19 protein-coding genes and 3 pseudogenes are annotated in these 20078 nt (G+C 71.2%); 7 read left to right on the forward strand and 15 right to left on the reverse strand.

From position 1 onward, the window contains the following. The first annotated feature begins 2 nt into the window (after positions 1–2). Together ACMTAK_RS08215 and ACMTAK_RS08220 are read left to right on the forward strand one after the other, a co-directional pair. On the forward strand, positions 3–299 hold the full coding sequence (locus ACMTAK_RS08215; RefSeq protein ID WP_020866365.1) for a DUF397 domain-containing protein: 297 nt from the start codon (positions 3–5) through the stop codon (positions 297–299). Then, on the forward strand, positions 296–1114 hold the full coding sequence (locus tag ACMTAK_RS08220) for an SAM-dependent methyltransferase (protein ID WP_413805574.1): 819 nt from the start codon (positions 296–298) through the stop codon (positions 1112–1114). Before ACMTAK_RS08215 ends, ACMTAK_RS08220 begins: the two co-directional genes overlap by 4 nt. A 144-nt stretch (positions 1115–1258) precedes the next feature. Here ACMTAK_RS08220 and ACMTAK_RS08225 read toward each other — a convergent pair whose 3' ends face one another. Continuing rightward, positions 1259–2671, reverse strand: a complete 1413-nt coding sequence (locus tag ACMTAK_RS08225) for a sensor histidine kinase (protein WP_413805575.1) — start codon at positions 2669–2671, stop codon at positions 1259–1261. Continuing rightward, entirely contained in the window at positions 2671–3375 is a 705-nt protein-coding gene (locus tag ACMTAK_RS08230; protein ID WP_413805576.1) for a response regulator transcription factor, read from the reverse strand. Before ACMTAK_RS08230 ends, ACMTAK_RS08225 begins: the two co-directional genes overlap by 1 nt. A 175-nt stretch (positions 3376–3550) precedes the next feature. Between ACMTAK_RS08230 and ACMTAK_RS08235 the strand changes: the two genes are divergently transcribed. Then, positions 3551–4813, forward strand: coding sequence for a glycosyltransferase family 4 protein (locus ACMTAK_RS08235; RefSeq protein WP_413805577.1), 1263 nt, complete (start codon positions 3551–3553; stop codon positions 4811–4813). Positions 4814–4879: 66 nt separating this feature from the next. Here the strand turns inward: ACMTAK_RS08235 and ACMTAK_RS08240 are convergent, their stop codons facing one another. The 8 genes from ACMTAK_RS08240 to ACMTAK_RS08275 all read right to left on the reverse strand — a co-directional run bounded on the left by ACMTAK_RS08240 (position 4880) and on the right by ACMTAK_RS08275 (position 11792). Continuing rightward, positions 4880–6358 carry an SDR family NAD(P)-dependent oxidoreductase gene (locus tag ACMTAK_RS08240; RefSeq protein ID WP_413805578.1) on the reverse strand — a complete coding sequence of 493 codons (1479 nt, stop codon included), beginning with the start codon at positions 6356–6358 and terminating at the stop codon, positions 4880–4882. Between the two features lie 90 nt (positions 6359–6448). Further along, positions 6449–7555, reverse strand: coding sequence for a pyrroloquinoline quinone biosynthesis protein PqqE (gene pqqE / locus ACMTAK_RS08245; RefSeq protein WP_413805579.1), 1107 nt, complete (start codon positions 7553–7555; stop codon positions 6449–6451). Beyond that, a complete protein-coding gene (gene pqqD / locus ACMTAK_RS08250; protein ID WP_413805580.1) occupies positions 7552–7836 on the reverse strand; it encodes a pyrroloquinoline quinone biosynthesis peptide chaperone PqqD in 285 nt (94 codons plus the stop codon). The genes pqqE and pqqD overlap by 4 nt, the downstream gene beginning before the upstream one ends. Continuing rightward, positions 7833–8564 carry a pyrroloquinoline-quinone synthase PqqC gene (pqqC, locus tag ACMTAK_RS08255; protein WP_413805581.1) on the reverse strand — a complete coding sequence of 244 codons (732 nt, stop codon included), beginning with the start codon at positions 8562–8564 and terminating at the stop codon, positions 7833–7835. The genes pqqD and pqqC overlap by 4 nt, the downstream gene beginning before the upstream one ends. Next, a complete protein-coding gene (pqqB, locus tag ACMTAK_RS08260) occupies positions 8561–9460 on the reverse strand; it encodes a pyrroloquinoline quinone biosynthesis protein PqqB (protein ID WP_413805582.1) in 900 nt (299 codons plus the stop codon). Before pqqB ends, pqqC begins: the two co-directional genes overlap by 4 nt. Positions 9461–9470: 10 nt before the next feature. Then, positions 9471–9614 (reverse strand): pyrroloquinoline quinone precursor peptide PqqA, encoded by a 144-nt coding sequence (pqqA, locus tag ACMTAK_RS08265; protein WP_044567954.1) that lies wholly within the window; start codon positions 9612–9614, stop codon positions 9471–9473. Positions 9615–9675: 61 nt separating this feature from the next. Next, a complete protein-coding gene (locus ACMTAK_RS08270; protein WP_413805583.1) occupies positions 9676–11511 on the reverse strand; it encodes a discoidin domain-containing protein in 1836 nt (611 codons plus the stop codon). Between the two features lie 26 nt (positions 11512–11537). After that, entirely contained in the window at positions 11538–11792 is a 255-nt protein-coding gene (locus ACMTAK_RS08275) for a hypothetical protein (protein ID WP_413805584.1), read from the reverse strand. Here ACMTAK_RS08275 and ACMTAK_RS08280 point away from each other — a divergent pair. The 3 genes and pseudogenes from ACMTAK_RS08280 to ACMTAK_RS08290 form a co-directional block, all read left to right on the forward strand. Beyond that, a pseudogene (locus ACMTAK_RS08280) lies at positions 11791–13011 on the forward strand (glycoside hydrolase family 27 protein); the annotation flags it as partial. The gene ACMTAK_RS08275 and the pseudogene ACMTAK_RS08280 overlap by 2 nt on opposite strands. 80 nt (positions 13012–13091) lie before the next feature. Continuing rightward, positions 13092–13898 carry a hypothetical protein gene (locus ACMTAK_RS08285; RefSeq protein WP_413805585.1) on the forward strand — a complete coding sequence of 269 codons (807 nt, stop codon included), beginning with the start codon at positions 13092–13094 and terminating at the stop codon, positions 13896–13898. A gap of 11 nt (positions 13899–13909) precedes the next feature. Next, a complete protein-coding gene (locus ACMTAK_RS08290) occupies positions 13910–14992 on the forward strand; it encodes a PQQ-dependent sugar dehydrogenase (RefSeq protein WP_413805586.1) in 1083 nt (360 codons plus the stop codon). Between the two features lie 61 nt (positions 14993–15053). On the opposite strand, the gene ACMTAK_RS08295 is transcribed toward ACMTAK_RS08290, so the two are convergent. The 5 genes and pseudogenes from ACMTAK_RS08295 to ACMTAK_RS08315 all read right to left on the reverse strand — a co-directional run. Next, the gene (locus ACMTAK_RS08295; RefSeq protein ID WP_413805587.1) at positions 15054–16199 is read right to left on the reverse strand and encodes a glycoside hydrolase family 88/105 protein; all 1146 of its coding nucleotides are present in this window, start codon (positions 16197–16199) and stop codon (positions 15054–15056) included. A gap of 188 nt (positions 16200–16387) precedes the next feature. Then, on the reverse strand, positions 16388–17260 hold the full coding sequence (locus ACMTAK_RS08300) for an NAD(P)/FAD-dependent oxidoreductase (RefSeq protein WP_413812825.1): 873 nt from the start codon (positions 17258–17260) through the stop codon (positions 16388–16390). 257 nt (positions 17261–17517) lie between these two features. Beyond that, positions 17518–17688, reverse strand: a pseudogene (locus tag ACMTAK_RS08305) (FAD-dependent oxidoreductase); the annotation flags it as partial. Then, positions 17685–18215 (reverse strand): MFS transporter, encoded by a 531-nt coding sequence (locus ACMTAK_RS08310; protein ID WP_413805588.1) that lies wholly within the window; start codon positions 18213–18215, stop codon positions 17685–17687. The pseudogene ACMTAK_RS08305 and the gene ACMTAK_RS08310, both read right to left, overlap by 4 nt. A 118-nt stretch (positions 18216–18333) precedes the next feature. After that, a pseudogene (locus ACMTAK_RS08315) lies at positions 18334–18762 on the reverse strand (MFS transporter); the annotation flags it as partial. 50 nt (positions 18763–18812) lie between these two features. On the opposite strand from ACMTAK_RS08315, the gene ACMTAK_RS08320 reads away from it, so the two are divergent. Then, complete coding sequence (locus ACMTAK_RS08320; protein ID WP_413812826.1) at positions 18813–19883, forward strand: PucR family transcriptional regulator; 1071 nt, start codon at positions 18813–18815, stop codon at positions 19881–19883. Positions 19884–20078 lie beyond the last annotated feature (195 nt).

Raw genomic sequence — 20078 nt, forward strand, 5'->3', positions numbered from 1 at the left:
CTGTGGATCAGGTACATGTGTACAACGGCATGCCCGCCAAACATCTGGGAACCGAAGGCTGGGCCAAGCCCTGGAGCGGCCCCAACGGCGGTGCCTGCGTGGAGGTCATGCGGCTGAACGACGGGCGGGTGGCCTTGCGTCAGTCGACCGATCCGGACGGCCCCGCCCTGATCTACACCCATCACGAAATCGAGAAGTTCATCCAGGGCGCCAAGGCCGGCGCCGCGGACTTCCTGCTCACACGCCCAGAAAACCTGACCACCTCGGCGGGTACCGCACCGGAACGGAGGGCCGCGTGACCGACAACGGGCTCGCCCCTGACCAGATCGACACCACCAAGCCGCACCCGGCTCGGATGTACGACTTCTACCTCAACGGCAAGGACCACTACGAGGTCGACGCGGAGGCCGCCGGGCGGGTTCTGGAGGTCTATCCGACCGTCCGGCTCAACGCCACCGTCAACCGGGCCTTCATCCACCGCGCCACCCGCTGGCTGGCCCGGGAGGCCGGGATCCGGCAGTTCCTCGACATAGGCACCGGCATACCCACCGAGCCCAACCTCCACCAGGTGGCTCAGGCGGTCGCCCCGGAGGCCCGGGTGGTCTACACCGACTACGACCCCATCGTGCTGGCCTACGCGCAGGCGCTGCTCGTCGGCACCCCCGAGGGCCGTACGGCCTATGTGCAGTCGGATGTGCGCGATCCCCAGCGGATCATGAGCGCTCCCGAGCTGCATGAGACGCTGGACCTGGACCAGCCGGTGGCGATCTCCGTGAACGCGCTCTTCCACTTCATTCCGGAGGAGGACAAGCCGTACGAGATCATCCGCGAGCTGATGGCGCCGCTGGTCCCGGGCAGCTTTCTGATGCTGACCCACTCCACGCATGACTTCTCCGAGGAGACCTGGCGGAACGTCATCCAGGTCTACAAGGAGAGCGGGATCTCCTTCACCACCCGCTCCCAGAGCGAGGTCAGGGCCTTCTTCGACGGTCTGGAGCTGATCGACCCGGGTGTGTCGGAGCCCCACCACTGGAATCCGGACCCCGAGGACCGGCCGGAGGACATCCGCAGCGCGGACATCAACATGTGGGCGGGAGTGGCCCGCAAGCCGTGACGCCCGCGGCGGGGTGTTCGCCGGTGCGGGTGTCCACGACGACGGTCGGCTCGTCGGCCCCGGGTCCAGGGGCGGAGCCGCGCGGCCGCCGGGCACCCCGTAGCGGCGGCGGCACGCAGGATGGCCGGGGCTCGTGGCGTGGTGTCATGGCGCCTCGGTGGCCTCGCCGACCGTGAAACCCAGTATCGCGCCCCCGCCCGGACGCGGCCGGGCGAAGACGGTGCCGCCGTGTGCGAGGGCGACCTCGCGCACGATGGCCAGGCCCAGCCCCGAACCGGGCAGGCTACGGGCGCCGGGCGCGCGGTAGAAGCGGTCGAAGACCCGTCCGCGGTCCTCCTCGGCGATGCCCGGACCCCGGTCGAGGACCTCCACCCGGCGGCCGCTGATCACCACCTCGACGGGCTCGGTACCGCCCTGGTCGAACTTGGCGGCGTTCTCCACCAGGTTGGAGACCGCGCGCTGCAGGGTGGCCGGGTGACCCGTGAGCCGGGTGTCGCCCTCGGCCCGTACGGTGATCTCCCGGCCGGTCCGGCGCCGGGCGAGGGTCACGGCGGTGGTGGCCACCTCCTCCAGCGAGACCTCGGTACGGGGTTCGTCGTCCCGCTGCCCGGCCGCCAGGTCCACCAGCTCGTTGACGAGATCGGTCAGCTCCCGGGTCTCCCCCGCCAGATCGGCCAGCAGATCCTCGCGCGCGGGCCCCGGCAGCTCCTCGAAGCGGCGCAGCAGGGAGATGTTGGTGCGCAGCGAGGTGAGCGGGGTGCGCAGCTCGTGCCCGGCGTCCTGGACCAGCCGCCGCTGGTCGTCCTTGGAGCGCGCGAGCTGTCCGAGCATGCCGTCGAAGGCCCGGCCGAGGCGGCCCACCTCGTCGTCCCCGGCGACCGGCACCGCCACCTCCATCCGGCCGGTGGCGGCCACGCTCTCGGCGACCCGGGTCAGCCGCACCAGCCGCCGGGTGATCCGCCCGGCCAGCCACCAGCCGGCCAGTCCGGCGGCCAGGATGACGGCGACCACGAACAGCGCGGTGCGCTTCTGGAGCTCGCGCAGCAGATCCTCGGTGTCACTGATCTGCTGGGCCACCTGGATCGCGCCGGTGCCGTCGCCCACCGCGACCGTGGCCATCCGGTACTGCTCCCCGCCGATGCCGATCTCGCGCCGTACGACGGTGCCCGGGGTGCCGGAGGCGGCGGTCGTCCGGTCGTCGTCGACGACCGGCAGCGGGGGCTTGCCCGCGTCGTAGACCGTGCCCCGGCCGTTGATCACCTGGACGTCCATCCGGCTGATCCGGCGCAGATCGTCCCGCAGGTCGTACGGTACGGGCACGACGGACTCCGAGGGGTACTGCCGCAGGATCACCTTCTCGCTGCGGACCTCGCCGCGCAGATCGCGGATGATGTCGTCGAACGCCGACTGCTGGTCCACCCGCACCAGCCCGGCGGCCGCGTCATAGCTGAGCCCGCCGACCAGGAGGGTGACCACGGTGGCCGCCGCCGAGAACGACAGGGCGAAGGTGGTCCGCAGACTGGGCCGGCCACGGCGGAGCGGGGGGAGCCGCACCATCACTCCTCCCGCAGGCTGTATCCGACCCCGCGCACCGTGTGGATCAGCGGGGCGCGCCCCTCCGGATCGACCTTGCGGCGCAGATAGCCGATGTAGACGGCAAGGTTCTTCGAGCCGGGGCCGAAGTCGTAGCCCCAGATGCGGGCGTAGATGGTGGTGTGGTCCAGGACGATGCCCGCGTTGCGGGCCAGCAGCTCCAGCAGGTCGAACTCGGTGCGGGTCAGCTCCAGCTCCGTACCGCCGCGCCAGACCCGCCGGGCCGAGGAGTCCAGGCGCAGATCGGCGACCTCCAGCACCCCGTCGATGGCGGTGTCCTCCGGCGCGGCCGGTTCGGCGGGGGCGGCACGGCGCAGCAGCGCGCGCAGCCGGGCGAAGACCTCCTCGATCTCGAAGGGCTTGGCCACATAGTCGTCCGCGCCGGCGTCCAGCCCCTCGATCCGCTCGGCGGTCTCGACCCGCGCGGTGAGCATGAGGATGGGGGTGCGGTCCCCCTCGGCGCGCAGCACCCGGCACACCTGGAGCCCGTCCACGCCCGGCATCATCACGTCCAGCACGACCACGTCCGGGCGCTCTCGGTGGATGGCCGCCAGCGCCTCTATCCCGTCGGACACGGCGGTGACGCGGTACCCCTCCAGGGTCAGGGCGCGTTCCAGGGCCTGGCGGATGGCACGGTCGTCCTCGGCGAGCAGCACGGTGTTGGTCACACCCCGAGTCTGCCAAGGCCACAGCGGTGCCCGCGGCGGGCGGGGGTCCTGAGCGGGGCTTCTTACCCCGCTCTCACCTTCTTCACGCGGTGGACTTACCGGGCCTCGACAAGGTGTCGAGCAGCTTCCGGGGGAAACTCGCCCCGGGGACGCACCCGGCCGGAGAAAATACCGCATGAAGATCGCATTCCTGCTGCACAACGCCTACGGGATCGGCGGAACGATCCGGACGACCATGAACCTCGCGACGGCGCTCGCCGACCGCCATGAGGTCGAGATCGTCTCGATGATGCGGCACCGCGAGACGCCCCGATTCGCCCTCGACCCGCGGGTGCGGCTGATCCCCCTGGTGGACACGCGTCCGGAGAGCGCGGACGCGAAGGACCCGCTGTTCTTCGAGGCCAGCCGGGACTTTCCGGCCGCCGAGAAGCGGATCAAGCAGTACAACCGGCTGATGGACACGCGGGCCGCGGAGTATCTGCGCGGCTGCGACGCCGATGTGATCGTCGGCACCCGGCCGGGGGTGAACGTCTACATCTCCCGCTTCGCCCCGCGTCGCGCCCTGCGCATCGCCCAGGAGCATCTGCGGTACGAGGCGCACAGCAAGAAGCTGCGGGCGGAGCTGGCCCCGTTCTACCGGGTGCTGGACGCCGTGGTCACCACGACGGAGGCGGACGCCGCGGTCTACCGCAAGAAGATGCCGATGCCGGGGGTGCGGACCCTGGCGATACCCAACAGCGTCCCCGAGCCCGACGTGGCCCCCTCCGAGGGCACCGAGCCGGTGATCGCCGCGGCCGGGCGGCTGGTCCGCGGCAAGCGCTTCGACCTGCTTCTCGACGCCTTCGCCGAGATCTCGGCGAAGTTCCCGGCCTGGCGGCTGCGGATCTACGGCGGGGGCGCGGAGAAGGAGCGGCTCGCGGAGCATATCGAGCGGCTGGGCCTGTCCGGGAGCGCGGAGCTGATGGGGCCCCGCTCCCCCATCGAGGCGGAGTTCGCCAGGGCGTCGCTGGTCGCGGTCGCCTCGGACGCCGAGTCGTTCGGGATGACGATCGTGGAGGCCATGCGCTGCGGGGTGCCGGTGGTGAGCACCGACTGCCCGCTCGGCCCCGCCGAGATCATCAAGGACGGGGTCACCGGGCGGCTCGTCCCCACCGGGGACAAGCACGCGCTGGCGAGCGCCCTGATGGAGCTGATGGGCGACGCCCCGGCCCGGCGGGCGATGGGCGCGGCCGCCCTGGAGCGCTCCCGGATCTATGACCCGGAGCCGATCGCGCGGCGCTACGACCAGCTCTTCGAGGAACTGCGCGCGAGCCGGTTCGCCCGCTTCTGGGAGCGCTACCGGACCGCCGCCCGCGCCCGCCTGCGGCGGCTGGCCCGGCGCTTCGGCTTCTCGCCCGGCCGCCGCACCCCGGCGGCGGGCCACAAGGCGAGCGCCTGACCCCGGGCCGGACCGCGGGGGCGGGGCGCTGGGGTGCGCGCCCCGCCGCCCGGCAGTGCCCCGTCGTCACCAGGACGTCGGGGCGTAGTCCTTGAGGAAGCAGCCGAAGAGGTCCTCGCCCTGCTCGCCCCGGACGATCGGGTCGTAGACCCGCGCGGCGCCGTCCACCAGGTCGAGGGGGGCGTGGAAGCCCTCGGCCGCCAGCCGCATCTTGTCCGGGTGCGGGCGCTCGTCGGTGATCCACCCGGTGTCGACGCTCGTCATCAGGATGGCGTCGGACTCGAACATCTCGCGTGCGCTGGTGCGGGTCAGCATGTTCAGCGCGGCCTTGGCCATATTGGTGTGCGGATGGCCCGCGCCCTTGTAGCCCCGGCCGAACTTGCCCTCCATCGCGGAGACGTTGACCACGTACTTGCGCCGGGCGGGCGAGGCGGCCATCGCCGGGCGCAACCGGCTCACCAGGATGAACGGCGCCGTCTCATTGCACAGCTGGACCTCGAGCATCTCGACCGGGTCCACCTCGTTGACCCGCTGCACCCAGGTGTTGCTCGGGTCCAGGTCCGGCACCAGCCCGCCCGCGTCGATCGCGGTCCCGGCCTCGATCCGGGCCGGTGAGGCGGAGCCACGGTTGAGGGCGAGGGCGGTGAGGTCCTGCGGGGTGAGGGCGCCGTCCCGGGGCGCGCGGGGCGCCGGCAGGCCCGCCTGGGCTCCGCTGCCGAAGGCGCCGAGGACCATGGACTCGGGGAGCTCACCGGCGGGGAGCGGCGCCGACTCGCCCGCTATCAGCTCCGCGTACGCCTGCGGGGTGCGGCGGACGGTCTGGGCGGCGTTGTTGATCAGTACGTCCAGCGGGCCCGCGGCGCTCACCGCGTCGGCCAGCGCGATGACCTGGGCCGGGTCGCGCAGATCGAGGCCGACGACCTTGAGCCGGTGCAGCCACTCCCCGCTGTCCGGCATGGCCTTGAAGCGGCGGATGGCGTCGACCGGGAAGCGGGTGGTGATGGTGGTGTGCGCGCCGTCACGCAGCAGCCGCAGCGCGATATACATGCCGATCTTCGCCCGGCCGCCGGTGAGCAGGGCACGGCGCCCGGTGAGATCGGTGCGGGCGTCGCGGCGGGCCCGGTTCTCGGCGGCGCAGTCGCGGCACAGCTGGTGGTAGAAGGCGTCGACCTCGACATACCGGGTCTTGCAGACGTAGCAGGAGCGGGGGCGCTTCAGGATGCCCGCGATCTCCGTGGTGACGGAGCTGGTGAGCGCGCGGCCCAGCGTCTCGTCGTCGATCCGGTCGGCGGCGCCGGTGGCGGTGGCCTCGGTCACGGCCTTGTCGTTCGCGGTCTTCGCGGCCCGGCGCTCCTGGCGCCTGCGCTGCTTCACGCTGCGATAGATCCCGGAGGTGGCCCGGCGGACCATGATCGCGTCGGGGTGGTCGACCGGCAGCCGGTCGAGTTCCGCGAGGACGCTCAGACAGGTCGCCAGCCGCTCCGGGTCGATGCCCGGCTCCTCGGCCGGGGCACGCTCGGCCCGGCCTTCGTCAATCACCGTCATCGCCGCTGCCGCTTTCTGGTTCGCCTGTTCCCCTGGACAACGGCGAAACTTTACGGAAGCGGGAGCGTATGCGCCAAACCGCGCCCGGCCTCACCCTCCGGGCTTGCGGTACGCATAGCCGCCGGTCGGCGGCGAGGTGCCCGCTCCGGCCGGGTGCCCGGGGTCCGTTGTCAGCGCGCGGATCACACCGTGGTCCGGGGAGAGCGCACAGGCCGGATCGGTGCGGGCGGCGTCGCCAGTCAGGGCGTACGCCTGGCAGCGGCAGCCGCCGAAGTCCTCCGCGCGGCGGGAGCAGGTACGGCAGGGCTCGCGCATCCAGTCCTCGCCCCGGTAGCGGTTGAAGGCGCCCGAGTGGTCCCAGATCCACTCCAGGGGGTGGTCGCGGACGTTGGGCGGGTCCAGGTCCGGCAGGCTCGCGGCGGCGGGGCAGGGCAGCACGGTGCCGTCGGGCGCGACGGTCAGCGAGACCGCGCCCCACCCGCCCATGCAGGGCTTGGCCACGCCGTCGAAGTAGTCGGGCACGACCCACACCAGGTCGGTGGCGCCGCCCAGCCGGTCCCGCCACCGCTGGACCGTGTCCCGCGCCCGGCCGAGCTGGTCGCGGGTGGGCAGCAGGGCCTCCCGGTTGCGCAGCGCCCAGCCGTAGAACTGGGTGTTGGCCAGCTCGATCCGGTCGGCGCCCCAGTCCAGGCCGCGTCGGATGATGGCGTCGAGCGCGTCGAGGTTGTCGCGGTGCAGGACGACGTTGATCCCGAGCGGCAGTCCGGCCGCGCGCACCAGCGCGGCGGCCCGTTCCTTGGCGGCGTACGAGCGGTGTCCGGCGATCCGGTCGGAGGCGGCCGGGTCGGCGTGTTGCAGGGACAGCTGGACACTGCGCAGCCCGGCGGCGGTCAGCGTGGCCAGCCGGGCGCCGTCCAGGCCCACTCCGCTGGTGACGAGCTGGGTGTAGATCCCGGCGGACTCGGCGGCGGTGACGATCTCGGCGAGATCGCCGCGCAACAGCGGTTCCCCGCCGGAGAGATGGGTGTGCACCACGCCCAGCTCCCCCGCCTGGCGCAGCACCTCCGTCCACTCGGCGGTGGACAGCTCACGGGAGCGGCGGACCAGCTCCAGCGGGTTGGAGCAGTAGGGGCAGTGCAGCGGGCAGCCGTGGGTGAGCTCGGCGAGCAGGGCCCAGGGGCGGGGCGCGGCGGTCATCGGACCCAGCCCTCCCCGCGCATCCGGTCGAGGAAGGCGGGGACGTCCTCGGCGACGGGCGCGCCGGGGAAGCGGCTCTGAAGTTCCGCCACGATGGCGTCCAGGTCGCGGTCGCCGTCGCACAGCCGCAGGATCTTCGCGGCACTGCCGCGCAGCACCACCACCCGCTCGGGCAGCACCAGCAGATCGGCGTCCCGCACCCGGTCGTGGCGCAGGCTCACGGCGGGGGACAGCGCGGGCCGCCATCCGGCCGGGGTGGGCGGGGTGCCGGGGCCGGTCATGCGCCCTCCCCGGGGCCGTCCTTGGCGTCGCCTCCCAGGCCGTCCTTGGTGTCGGCGTGGTCGACCGCGTCCAGCAGCGACCACAGCACATCGCATTTGAAGGCGAGCGCCGCCACCGCGCGGTCCTCGTCCTCGGGGGTCCGTGCCCAGGTCAGGACCAGGTCGAGGGCCTCGGTGCTGTCCCGGCGCCCCTGGTCGACCCGGTTGCGGAAGTAGGCCAGGCCCTCGCGCTCGATCCAGGGGTAGTACCGCTCGAAGGCGTCGATCCGGGTGAGCATGATGCCGGGCGCGGACAGCTCGGTGAGCGAGGCCGCGACGGCTTCCAGGGGCCCGCGCAGCCGGCAGAAGTTGACATAGCCGTCGACCGCGAGCCGTACCCCTGGCACCACTTCATCACCCGACAGCAGCCGGTCCCGGTGCAGCCCCGCGGCCTCGCCGAGCCGCAGCCATCGCTCGATGCCGCCCTCGCCGTCGGTGGCGCCGTCGTGGTCCTGGATGCGCCGCAGCCACATCCGGCGCAGCCGTGAGGTGTCGAGCTTGGCGGTGATCAGCGCGTCCTTGACGGGGATATGGCGCTGGTAGTGGAAGCGGTTGAGGATCCAGCGGCGCAGTTCGGCGGGGGAGAGCTCGCCCGCGTGCATCCGTACGTTGAAGGGGTGGCGGTCGTGGTAGCGCTCCTGCGCGACCGCGCGCAACCGCTCCTCGAGCCGTGTCCGTGGGGTGCTCACAGGTCGATCACCATTCCGTCGGCGGCCACCTCGACGCCCAGCCTCGCCAAGCCCGAGTGCTGGGGCGCGGCCGGGTCGTTGAGGGGGTTGGTGTTGTTGAGGTGGGTGTACAGGGTGCGCGCTCCGAGTGCGGCGAGCCGGTGCGCCGTGCCATCCGGTCCATCGATCGGCAGATGGCCCATGGCGGTGGCGGTACGCGAGCCGAAGCCGCTGGTCAGGGGCTCGTCATCGGACCAGAAGGTGCCGTCGACGATCACGCAGTCGGCTTCTTCGGCGGCGAGTCGGAAGGCGTCGGGCCAGGCGGCGAGCGCGGGGGCGTAGAGGAGGGAGCGGCCGGTGGCGCGGTCGGTCAGCCGGAGGGCGACCACCCAGGCGTCGTCGTCCGGGGCGCCCCGTCCGGCCGCGTAGCGGGGGCGTTTGGCGGAGACGGGGACGGCGCCGACGGCGATGGGTGAGCCCTCGGCGAGCGGCCGGTCCCCCGGGCCGAGCGGGCGCCAGTCCAGCCGGGCGTAGGGGGTGAGGATCTCGCCCAGGTGGAGCCCGGTCAGCAGGGCGTGCCGCACCGGGGCGGTGGCCACGATCTCGATGCCGTCCGCCTCGCGCAGCCGGGCGATGCCGAGGGTGTGGTCGAGTTCGGCGTCGGTGAGGATCACCCCGGCCAGCGGGGTCCGGCGCGGTTCGGGCCCGGGGTGCAGTTCGGGACAGTCCTCGACCTGGTCGCCGAGGTCGGGGGTGGCGTTGACCAGATACCAGCGGCCTTCGTCGGCCTGGACGGCGAGCGAGGCATGGCGGCGGCGCCGCCCCGGGTGGGCGCGTGCCCCGGAGCATCCGGGGCACGCGCAGTTCCACTGGGGTACGCCGCCACCCGCCGCGGTGCCGAGCACGCGCACGCGCATGGCGGGGAGCTCAGCGGGCGTTCAGCGAGTAGGCGGTGACCTCCAGCGCGGTCTCCACGACCACGTAGTCGGGAGTCTGCCAGGCGGTCTCGCCGGCCTCCGTACGGGTGCGGTCCGCCGCCTCGGGCGCCGTGCGCGGTGTGGTGTCGTTCATGGCTTCGGCCTGCCTTCCATCTCGGTGGGGGATGAATCAACGGGACGGGGCGGACGGGCCGTCAGCGGGCGGTCCGGATCCGCGGTGCCCCGCCGTCGGTGGTGGTGCGGCCGCTCCCGGGGTAGGAGGATCCGACCCGCACCTCGTCCAGCAGCAGCTTGCGATAGTGCTTGGTGTCGGTGGCCGCGGCCCAGGTGCTGTTCACCGTGAGCCGGACATAGCGCTTGGTGGTGGCGGGGATGTCGATGAACCGCACACCGCGGGCGCTGGGCAGCGTTCCGGAGGCGACCGGGCTGCCCCAGTCGCGTCCGTTGTCGGAGACGTGCACCTGGTAGTCGCGGATGCGGGCGGACTGCTCGGTGTCGGAGCGGGCGTAGGAGACCGACCACTCCCGCTGGTTCACGGCCAGATAGCGGATGCTCTTGGCGGAGCGCAGATCGAGGGTGACCGAGGCGGGCAGGGTGGTGTCGTTGTCCCAGTACGTCCGCGGATCGCCGTCGAGTACGGCGGAGGCGGGGTGGCCGCTCGCGGAGACGCTGGCGCTCGCGGTGAGGGAGCCCGGCGGGACGATGCCCTGACGGCCGTCGGTGCGGACCGCGAGGACGGTGTCGTACGGATCCCAGTCGGTGATGCCGGAGATGGTGATCCGGCCGTCGCCCTGGCGGAAGTCGAGCTTCTTCCCGGTGCGGTAGTCGGTGACGCCGGTCGCCTTGTAACCGTTGTCCCGCAACGTCAGCGTGGCGCCCGAGGGCCGGGTGAGGACGTGGACGAAGTGGCGGTCGGGGTCGGTCGTGCTCACCGTGGTCACCCCGTGGGCGCCGTCGTTCCAGGCGCCGGGCTGGAGCCCGCCGTAGGAGTAGCCACCGCCCTCGGTGCCGCCCAGCGAGCCCCAGATTTTGTCGAGATAGGTCTTGGCGTAGTTGTTGAACGCCTCCTGTTTGCTGGGGAAGCGCCCGTTCACCTGGGCGGTCTCGGCCATGAGGGATTTGACGGAGGATCCGGAGTCGCTGATCAGCCGGCCGAGGGTGAGTCCCTGGTCCACCGCCGAATCGGTGCCGCTGTACCACCAGGCCCCGCTGCTGGGCAGCTTGAAGCAGGCCTCGGTGAGCCGGGGCTGTGGGGCCCAGATGGCCTGGGGGTAGTCATAGGCCGGGGTCATCCCGGTCTTCTGCTCATTGCTGACCGTGTCCATGATCGGCGTGTCTTCGTTGTTGTTGCTCAGCAGCCAGCCGGGGCGGTCGGCGCGGATCTTCTCGTAGAGCCCGTGGTCGATCCAGTAGTCGTTGTCGTTGTCGATCCAGAACCCGGACAGCTCGGGGTACTTCCGCATCACTTCCACGAAGTTGTCGTAGGAGTACTCGCCGAAGCCTTCGCGCGTGGTCAGGTCGACGTCATGGCCCTTGTGGGCCGAGTAGGCGGCCGAGTCGAGCCATTCATGGCCGCCCTCGGCGTGCCACTGGGGATCGTCGGTCATATAGAGCATGACCTTCAGCCCCTGGGCGCTCGCCGCGTCGATCAGCTCGCCGAGGAAGTCCCGCTTGGTGGAGCAGCTTCCGGGGATCGCGGACGGCCAGGCCCGCGCATAGCCCAGACGGCTGTGGAAGGAGGCGAGCACCAGATAGGAGGCGTGCAGCTTCTTGGCCTCGGCCACCCAGTAGTCGGCGTTCCAGCCACCGTCGGTGACCGCCTTCTCCCAGGCGGAGCAGCTGGTGTAGCCGGGCGAGGTGCGCATGCCCCAGTGCAGGAAGAGCCCCGCCTGGGACTGGCGCAGCCACTGCTGCCGGGGGTTGGTGACCTCGGCCCGCGCCGGGGTGGGACCGGTGAGGGCGAGGGTGACGACGGCCGACAGCACGGCGGTCAGCCAGGCGCCGGGGCGGCGGCGCGATCTGCGGCCCATGAGGGCTCCTTCTCGGGGGCGTACGGTCATGTGCCGTTCTGTTGCAGCGTCACCGGCTGTTGGTGTCCGGTCAATAAGCGTGCGTCAAAAATCCTCCGATCTCTCCAGCCGTACATTCTCTGTGCGATGCCCAGAAAAAAGGGGAATCCGCTGGCAGTTGGCCATTTTTCGCCGACCGCCACCCATGCCACCACCTCTTTGGTCCACACCATTCCTTGACTCATCGCGCCACACCTCCTACCTTCCGCGATGCACTGTCCGCGTTCAAAGGAGATGGTCATGCAAAGATCCACACGATCACGCAGTCTTCGCTCCTGCCTCGCGGCCGTCACCGCGGCCACCACGGTCGCCGCCGGCGCCCTCACCGTGAGCATCACCACCGCGGCGCCGCAGGCCGTCGCACTGGACAACGGCCTGGCCCGTACGCCCCCCATGGGCTTCAACAACTGGAACGCCACGCACTGCGACGCCTCGTTCAACGAGTCCATGGTCAAAGGCGTCGCCGACGCGTTCATCTCACTCGGCCTCAAGGACGTGGGCTACACCTACGTCAACATCGACGACTGCTGGGCCGAGCCCAGCCGGGACGCGAGCGGCAATCTGGTGCCCAACCGCACCCGCTTCCCGAACGGCATCAAGGCCGTGGCGGACTATGTGCACGCCAAGGGGCTGAAGTTCGGGATCTACACCAGCGCCGGCACCAAGACCTGCAACGCGGCGAACGGATTCCCGGGCGGACTGGACCACGAGAAGCAGGACGCCAAGCAGTTCGCCTCCTGGGGCGTGGACTACCTCAAGTACGACAACTGCAACAACCAGGGCGTCGACGCCCAGAAGCGCTACAAGGCCATGCGCGACGCGCTCGCCGCCACCGGCCGCCCGATCCTCTACTCGCTGTGCGAATGGGGCCAGACCACTCCCAAGGTATGGACCTGGGGCGAGCCGGTCGGCAACTCCTGGCGCACCACCGGCGACATCAGCGACAAGTGGTCCAGCATGATCGACAAGCTGCACATCAACGACGACCTGGCGCAGTACGCGGGCCCCGGCCACTGGAACGACCCCGACATGCTGGAGGTCGGCAACGGCGGGATGACGGCCACCGAGTACCGCACCCACTTCAGCCTGTGGGCGATGATGGCGGCGCCACTGCTGATCGGCAGCGACGTCCGGAACGCCTCCGCGACCACCCAGTCGATCCTGAAGAACACTGACATCATCGCGCTCGACCAGGACACTCTGGGCAAACAGGCCACCATCGTCTCCTCCAGTGGCGGGAAGACCGTGTACACCAAGCAACTGGCGAACGGCGACCGCGCGGTGGCACTGCTCAACGAGAACTCGTCCAGCAAGACGATCTCGACGACGGCGAGCGCGATCGGCCTCGGCGGCTCGTCCTCGTACCGCCTGAAGGACCTGTGGTCGAAGGCCACCTCCACCACGAGCGGCTCGATCAGCGCCTCGGTGCCCGCGCACGGCACGGTCGTCTACCGGGTCTCCCGTGGCTGACCTGTTGACGCATTAGGAAGCCTTCCTTACAGTCCCCCCATGTGAACAAGGATCAGACAGGAGAATCCTTGATGGAGCGTTCACCGCTCTTACCGCGCACCGCCCTCGCTCTCTCGGCGACGGCCGCGCTGATCGCCCCGGCCGCGGTCGCCTACGGTGCCGAGCGGTCCCCGCAGGCGCCGGCCGCGTCCTGGAGCCTGAAGTGGAGCCCCGCATCGGGGGCGAGCGTCGCCGACGCCTTCGAGGGCGCCGAGGACGACCGCGCCGACTCCCATCCCGGTGTCACCCATATCTACCCCTACGAGGGCGGTTTCCGTACCGACATCCACTACCCCAAGGACGTCGACACCAGCACCGACCGTCAGCGCCAAGAGGTCAGGGGCATGGAGCAGAACGGCTCCGCCGTCAAGATCCTCAAGAACGAGACCTGGCGGATCCAGTACCAGATGTATGTGCCGGACACCCTCGACGCGACCACCAGTTTCACCCACATCATGCAGATCAAGGTGGGGGACGTGGCCGCCCCGCTGTTCACCATGTCGCTGCACCAGCACAGCGACGGCCCGAAGGTCGAGATCCGGACCTCGGACGACGACGGCAACCTCACCGAGGCCGGGGCCGCCGACATGAAGCCGCTCCAGGGCAAGTGGAGCGATGTGTCGGTCGAGGTCAAGGCGGCCGACTCGGGCGCGTACGCCGACTGGTCGGTGACCACCGACGGCAGACAAGTCGCCTCGTACCGGCGCACCGGCCTGGACCTGTGGCGCGGCAAGAACTATCTGCGGCCCAAGTGGGGCATCTACCGGAGCCTGAACAGCACCGGTCTCCAGACCACGTACCTGCTCACCCGGAACTTCAAGGCATACAAGCTCCAGTAGGAGGGCGCGCGATGAAGAGCTATCGGAACACCCTGGTGGCCGCGGCCGCCACCACCGCACTCGCCGCGGGGCTGCTGCTCACTCAGACCGGCACCGGCAGCGCCGCGACCTCGGCGGCCGACTCGGCCCCGTCGGACATCAAGACCGTCTCGTCCGGCTGGAGCATCCCCTGGGGGCTCAGCTGGCTGCCCGACGGGTCGGCTCTGATCACCGAGCGCGACTCGTTCAAGCTCTACAAGCTCACTCAGTCGGGCACCAAGACCCAGGTGGGCACGGTGCCCAATGTGGTGACCACCGGCGGTGAGGGCGGGCTGCTGGGCATCGCGGTCTCCCCGAACTGGAACACCGACCACGCCATCTACCTGATGCACACCGCGTCCGACGGCAACCGCATCGCCCGGATGACCTACGACGGCTCCTCGCTCGGCGGCTACAAGGCGCTCGTCACCGGCATCAAGAAGAACAAGTACCACAACGGCGGACGCCTCAAGTTCGGCCCGGACGGCTATCTCTACGCCACCACCGGCGAGGCGCAGACACCCGACCTCGCCCAGGACAAGAACTCCCTCAACGGGAAGATCCTGCGGATGACCACGGACGGCAAACCCGCCCCGGGCAATCCGTTCGGCACGCTCGTCTACTCCTACGGCCACCGCAATCCGCAGGGCATCACCTGGGACCCCCAGGGCCGGCTGTGGGAGGCCGAGTTCGGCAACAGCAAGTACGACGAGCTCAACCTCATCGAACCGGGCAAGAACTACGGCTGGCCGATCTGCGAGGGCGAGTGCTCCACCTCGGGGATGACCAGCCCCAAGCGCCAGTGGGCGACCGGCGACGCCTCGCCCAGCGGGGTCACCTACGCCGACGGCGCGATGTACCTGGCCGCGCTGCGCGGTGAGCGGCTGTGGCGGATCCCGGTCGACGGCACGAGCGCGGGCACCCCGAAGGCGTACTACACCAGCTCCTACGGGCGGCTGCGCACCGTGGAGACCGTACCGGGCAAGAACACGCTGTGGCTGTCCACGACGAACGCGGACAACAACGGCGGGGAGCCGGACGGCGCGGACAAGGTGTTCCAGGTCGAGCTGAAGTAGCGCCTTCGCGGGCGCGGGTGCGTACGGTCGCGGTCCGCCGGACCGCGACCGTACGCCCGGGTCAGTGCGCGAGCCGCTCGTTCATCAGCAGGAAGGCGCCCAGACCGTGGAGGTCGTTCGTATTGCGCTTGCGGCCGAGGTAGTAGGCCAGGTCCCCGACGTTGGTGCCCTCGCTGATGTCGGTGATGTCCGTCAGCCCGTCGGAGCCGACCGACACCTTCTTCAGCACGCCCTGATAGCCCCTGCGGGCCGCCGAGGCGTAGCCGCCGCCGCTGATCCAGCCGTGTTCCAGGGCGGCGTCCAGCATCAGGGTGTACATGCTGGAGGCGGAGGTCTCGGTCCAGTTGCCGGGGTCGCTCGCCTTGTCGACGACCTGGAACCAGCGGCCGGTGGCCGGGTCCTGGTAGCGCGCGAAGCCCTTCGCCAAGTGCCGTACGTTGTCGATCAGTTCGGCGCGGCGCGGGTGTTCCGCGGGAAGCAGTTCCAGCACCTCGACATGGGTCATCGCGGTCCAGCCGATGGCCCGTGCCCAGAAGTGGGCGGAGGTGCCGGTGGTGGGGTCGGGCTTCCAGGGGGCGTCGCCGTCGGCGTCGTAGGCGTGGTAGATCAGCCCGTTGGCCGCCTTGAGGTGGCGGAAGTACACCGAGAGGTTCCTGGTGACCTCCTCGTAAGCGAACGTCTCGTCGCCGTAGGCGATGCCGTAGCGCAGCAGGAACGGCTGGGCCATGAAGACCCCGTCGCCCCACAGTTCGTTGGTCTTGCCGGTGGCGTGCCACATCCCGCCGTCGGCGGTGCGCGGATAGGTGGTGATCCGGTCCCGGATCTGGTCGGCGGCGGTCCGGTAGCGCGGATCGCCGGTCTCCTGGTGGAGGATCAGCAGCAGATTGCCGGACTGCATCGCGTCCAGGTTGTCGAAGCTCCGGCTCATATGGCCGTCGGCGTCGACGAAGTTGTCCACCCACCCCTTGATGTACGCCAGGTAGGAGGGCTCCTTGACCCGCTGGTAGACGCGGTAGGCGCCCAGCAGGAAGAGCCCTTGGGTATAGCCCCAGCCGCCGAGGGTCTTGGGGTCCGGTTTGCGGGCGATGGTGGAGTCCACCACCGCCCGGGACCAGTCGGCGGGCGCCGCGTCGGCGCCCGCCGTCGGGAGGAGAAGGCCGCCGGTGATGCCCAGTGTGCTCGTGAGCAGGGTTCTGCGACTGACCACTGCAAGCTCCCCTTTTCTTTAGCGCTCGGTTCGCCTCCGGGGCGCCTGTGCCTCCCCCAGCTACCGCTGGGAGGTGCCCCCTGTCGACGGTCGACGTGCTCGGTCGCCCACGCGGCGGAGCCGCATATCGATCACGGCCCTCGCTCCCTGTGCGCGACTCCCTTTCGACAGCGACGCGCCCCTTCGGCTCACTCGCGACGGGTGTCGCGTACACGCCAAGAGTACCGCGAATACCGACGAACGCTCCGTACCGGGGCGAAAGTGGAGGAAAGTTGAGGATCCGCCGTCCCCGTCAGCAGTCCGGCCACCAGTCGGCCGGTGGCGGGCGCGAGCATCAGCCCGAGCATGTTGTGGCCGGTGGCCAGCAGTACCCGGGGATGGCCGGGCACCGGGCCGATCAGCGGCAGCCCGTCGGGGGTCATGGGCCGCGGCCCCACCCACTCCTCCTGGCGGTCGTCCCAGTCGGCATGGCGCAGATACGGGCGCGCGGCGGCCACGATGGCCTCGACGCGCCGCTGCCGGAACCGGTCGGCGTCGCGCTCGAACTCCATCGTCCCGGCGACCCGGACCCGCTTGCCCATCGGCGTGAGCACCACCTTTGCCGCGCCGAGGTGGACCAGGCGGGAGGGCGGCGGTTCGGCCGCCACCGAGAAGCTGTAGCCCTTGCCCGCCACCAGGTCGATGTCCCCGCCGAGCCCCCGCACCAGCTCCCGCGAGCCGATGCCCGCCGCGATGACCACCGTGTCGGCGCGGAAGGTGCCCGCCGAGGTCCTGACCTCGGTCCGGCCGGAGCGGTCCACGACGGCTGAGACACGCGCGCCCGCGACCAGCTCCACCCCGTCGCTCCGCAGCCGCTCGGCGAGCCGGTCCACGAAGAGCGAGGGGTCCAGGGACCACTGACGCTCCACCACGAACCCCGCCCGCGCGCCCTCGGTGAGCGAGGGCTCCGCCGCCGCGAGGCGGGCCCCCTCCAGCACACCGCCGGGCGCGATGGGCGCGCCCAGCCGGCGGAAGGCGGCGAGCGCCTCGGCGGCGTGCTCCCGGGAGGGGAAGGCGAACAGGAAGCCGTCCTAGTGCGCCTCCCCGTCCACACCGGCCGCCTCCAGCTCCTCGAAGAGCCCGAAGGTGCCCCTCGCGAGCGCGCCGAGGGCGGCGGCCCCCCGCGCGTAGTGCCGCGAGGTGGCCCGCATCCCGAACCCGACCAGGAACCGCAGCAGTTCGGCACCGGCCGGGGGTGGATCGCCAGCGCGCCGTCCCGGCGGTGCAGCCCGCGCAGCGCCGTACCGATGACACCGGGCGCGGCCAGCGGTTCGACCAGGTCGGGGCAGACCTCCCCGGCGTTGCCGCGGGACGCGCCGCTGCCCAGCCGGTCGCGTTCGAGGACGGTGACCCGCAGCCCGGCGCCACTGAGGTAGTGGGCACAGGCCAGGCCGACGACTCCGCCGCCGACGATCGTGACCGTGGAGGGCGGGGTGTCCGGAAAGGTCATGAGGGCTCCTTCACCGCGGGGGACGGTGGGGTCGAAGAGGTCTCACGGCGGGCGCTCAGCCGCCCGCGGCGGCCGTGGTCCGTATCCGCCGCACTGGCGTCGGCGAGGGTGAGGCCGCTGGTCTCCGGGGCGAGGACGTACGACGTTCCCCAGCCGATGGCGCAGATCACCGCGCCGAGGAGCATGGCCAGCCGGGTGCTGTGGCCGAGGACGACGGGCGCTCCCCAGGTGCCGAGCGCGGCGCCGACGCGGCTGATGCCGGTGGCGAACCCGTTGGCGGTGGCCCGGACCCCGGTCGGGAACAGCTCGGAGGGGTAGATGGCCTGGAGGCACTGGCTGGAGAAGCACGCCACGCCGAAGGCCGCGAAGAGGACGATCACCACGGCCGGTGAGGGGTGGGCGAGGGCGGCGAGGCCGAGCAGGGGGACCGCGGAGAGGCCGAAGCTCCACAGGAGCAGGGTGCGCCGCCCCTTGTTGATGACCAGGATCCCCGAGAGCGAGCCGAGCACGGAGAAGATCTGCACCACGACCGAACCGAGGTAGGAGTCGTCGCCGTCGGCCAGTCCGAAGGAGGACGGTGTCGGCCTCCAGGTCGTCCAGGCTCGCGTCCGGGCCGAGCATCTGCTTCAGCACGGCCTCCGCCTCCTGGCCCCGGCCCTTGCTGAGCAGCCAGCGCGGTGACTCGGGGGTGCCGAAGCGCAGCAGGAGGATGAGGACGGCGGGTATCGCACTGCTCGCGAGCATCCAGCGCCAGTCGTCGTGGCCGGAGGACAGCATCGCCCAGCCGACGACGTACGCGACGGCCGCGCCGACCGACCACATGGTGACCATGATGACCAGCAGCGGTCCCCGGGAGTTTCGCGGCGCGAACTCGGAGGCGATGGTGCCCGCGATCGCGAAGTCGGCACCGATGGCGATGCCCATGAGGAAGCGCAGCGCGGTGAGCTGCCAGGGATCGGTGACGAAGAACTGGGCCGCGGAGAGCAGGATGAAGGCGGCGATGTCGAAGAGATAGACCTTCTGCCGCCCGACCCGGTCGGTGACATAGCCGAAGACCAGGCCACCGGCGAACATGCCGAGTACTGATCACCGATCCCGGGGCCGTCGTCATCGGCTGTGGCGACCTGGCGCGCGTCGGCACCGTCCACGAGGCGTCCCTGGAGGTGGTGCGCACCGGGCGGCCCGCCACCCACAGCGCCGAGCAGGCGGGCCGGATGCGGGGCGTACGGCCCGGGATGAGCCTGCCGATCACCGTCGGGGAGGAGGTGATCGGCACCGTCTGTCTGACCGGAGTGCCCGAGGAGGTGCACCGCTTCGGCCTGGTGGTGCGGCGGCAGACCGAGATCCTGCTGGAGGAGGCGGCGCTGCTGCGCTCGCGGATGCTCCATGAGCGGGCGGTCGACGACTTCGTCCGGGACATCGCGCTCTACGACCCCGAGGTGGTCGGCCCGGAGGCGGTGGCCGCCCGCGCGGTCGAGCTGGGGCTCTCGCCCGGGGTGGCCCGGAGCGCGGTGCTGCTGGAGGTGCGCTCGGCGGGCGCACCGGACCGGGCGGACGAGGGCCCCGCGCCGGTGTCCCGGCTGACGGTGCTGCGGACGGTGCGGGAGGTGTTCCGCGACCGCCAGGACGTGGCGGGCGAGCAGACCGCGGGGCGGTACGCGGTGCTGGCCGCCGCGTACGAGGGGCGCGCGGCCCCGGAGCGGCTTCCCGAACGGTGCGAGCATCTGCTCGCGCTGCTGGCGGAGCGCCATGGACTGGACGGCCGGATGGCCGTCGGCGGGCCGGCGACCGGGGCGGCCGGGATGCACGACTCCTATCGCGACGCGGCGACGGCGCTGCGCACCGGACCGGCGGTCTTCCCCGGCGAGCGGGTCTTCATCGCCTCGGAGCTGCGGGTGCCGCATCTGCTCGGGTCGATACCGCCCCACGACCGGACCCGGTTCACCGAGTGCGTACTGGGACGGCTGCGCGAGCAGCCGGACTGGCCGACGCTCCGGGAGACGCTGATCGGCTGGGCGGAAGGCGGTCTGTCGCTGGTCCGGGTCGCCGAACGGCTGCACATCCACCGGAACACCCTGCTGTACCGGCTGGAGAAGATCGGGAAGTTGTCGGGCCGCCGGGTGCGCGAGCCCGGCCAGGCCATCGAGATGTATCTCGCCTCCCTCGCCGACACCCTTCGGGAGGGGGCCAGGTGACGTAGGCGGTCTCCGCTACGTGGCCGAAACCGGACGCCTCGGCGGGCGGGCCGACCCCCTCGACGCCCCCGCCGGTCGTGTCAACCACCGACCGGCATAAGCCACCGTCACACCCCGTATGCGATCGGGACAACGCGTCACCACAAGACGGTCCGCAGGCAATAGTCTCGGCGTACAGGACGTGGCCGAGGAGGC

The sequence above is a fragment of the Streptomyces lacaronensis genome, from assembly GCF_047337785.1.
Taxonomy (GTDB): Bacteria; Actinomycetota; Actinomycetes; order Streptomycetales; family Streptomycetaceae; genus Streptomyces; species Streptomyces lycopersici.